The organism is Pseudomonas sp. BJa3, assembly GCF_026343815.1.
Classification (GTDB): Bacteria; Pseudomonadota; Gammaproteobacteria; order Pseudomonadales; family Pseudomonadaceae; genus Aquipseudomonas; species Aquipseudomonas soli.
Window position 1 is genome coordinate 1 of sequence record NZ_JAOXMC010000451.1, and the last position, 244, is coordinate 244.

Annotated in this window: 1 protein-coding gene; it reads left to right on the forward strand. The window is 59.0% G+C overall.

Going from position 1 to position 244, the window contains the following annotated elements:
* Nucleotides 1–22: 22 nt before the first annotated feature.
* A partial coding sequence (locus tag OH705_RS28380) for a hypothetical protein (protein ID WP_267303593.1) occupies nt 23–244 on the forward strand: 222 nt, incomplete at its 3' end.

Sequence of the window (244 nt, forward strand, 5' to 3'; positions counted from 1 at the left end):
CCTCAATCGCCTGGAGCGGGTGATGGGGCGTGAGCTGGCGGCAGGCGTTACTGGCGTCACCAGTCGTGTCTTCGCTGAACAAACCCTGGAGCAACTGATGCTCGGCGGCAAGAGCCGGGCTGATGCCATGGCGATGATGGCGGATGAAAAGTTCCAGCAGAACGTCCTTGGTGAGTTGAGCCGCTTCTGGAACATCAAGCCGGAGACCAGTGCACAAGCGAAGGAGATAGTTGAACAGGCGACT